The organism is Streptomyces sp. AcH 505 (assembly GCF_000818175.1).
In the GTDB taxonomy this organism is placed as follows: Bacteria; Actinomycetota; Actinomycetes; order Streptomycetales; family Streptomycetaceae; genus Streptomyces.
Map to the genome: position 1 here is coordinate 727,469 of NZ_JTIY01000002.1, position 1,368 is coordinate 728,836.

Here is a 1,368-nt window from a genome sequence, read left to right on the forward strand (position 1 = left end):
AAAGGCCGGCCGATGGGGATGGGCCCGTTGGGGATGGGTTCTTGGGGCGGGATGCGGTGGTGGGTGATGTTGACGGTGGATTCGGTGGGTCCGTAGGCGTTGATGATCTCGGTATGGGGGTGCTGGGTGCGCCAGCTGGTCAGATGGTCCGCTGTGAGGGCTTCACCGCCGAGGATGAGGGTGCCGGTGGGCGACGTGGTGCTCGGAAGGGTGGCGAGGAGGGGAAGGTGGCTCGGCGTTGCTTTGATGAGGGTGGGTTGGGTGGTGGTGTGTTCGAGCGTCGTGACGAGATGGACGGTTCCGCCGTTGGTGAGCGGTGTCCACAGGGCGGTGATGGTCAGGTCAAAAGCAAGAGGCGAGTGCAGGGTGGTGATACCGGTGGTCGCCGGGTAAGCGTGGCGGGCGTGGTGCAGGTAGGTGGCCAAGGCGTGGTGGTCGATGATGACGCCCTTGGGGCGGCCGGTGGAGCCCGAGGTGTAGATCATGTAGGCCGCGTGCTGGGGTGAATGCGCCACTGCCCGGTCGTTGTCGGTGACGTCGTCGGCCGCGTGGTTCTGGTAGGTGTCGTAGGGGATTGGCTCGGTGAGGGTGAGTGCGGGGGTGGCGTCGTCGAGCATGTACTGGATGCGTTCGGCGGGGTAGTCGGGGTCGATCGGGAGGTAGGCGCCGCCGGCTTTGACTACCGCGAGCATGCTGACGACCGTGTCCAGCGACTTCGGCAAGGCGAGCGCGACGAACTGCTCGGCCCGCACCCCATGGGAGATGAGGTGCCGGGCCAGCTGGTTGGCCTGCCCGTTCAACTGCGCGTAGGTGAGGGACTGTCCCTCGCAGACCACAGCCTCCGCGTCCGGATTCTCCGCGGCCTGTCGGGCGACCAGTTCGTGCAGCGGGACTTCCGGGATCTCGGTGCTGGTCCCGTTCCATTCCACCAGCACCCGCTCGCGCTCGGCCGGGTCGAGTGTCTGGAGTTGGCCGACGGGGAGATCGCCGCCGTCGACCAGCGCTTCCAACACCCGCACCATCCGGTCTCCGAAGCCGCGTGCGTCGTCCGCGTCGAAGAGATCAGGGCGGTGGTCGACACGGAACGAGAGTTCGGAGCCGCGCATCGTGGCGACGACGTTCACCGCGAAGTGCGTACCGCCCTTGATGTCCGCCGCGGTGACCTGCAACCGTTCACCGTCCGTCGGGGCACCGAGGGCGCCCTCCTCGACCGGGTAGTTCTGGAACACCATGGCGGTGTCGAAGAGGTGGGGGTGGCCTGCCCAGGTCTGGATGTCGGCGAGGCCGGGCCACTGGTGGTCCAGGAGGTGGGTCTGTTCGTTCTGGAGGCGACGGAAGAGGGTGCTCAGAGGCTCGGCGTTGTTGAGG

At 67.0% G+C, this 1,368-nt stretch carries 1 protein-coding gene; it reads right to left on the reverse strand.

Annotation, left to right across the window (positions count from 1 at the left end):
• On the reverse strand, window positions 1-1,368 hold a 1,368-nt coding region (locus tag HY68_RS33360; protein ID WP_157874540.1), incomplete at both ends, for an AMP-binding protein.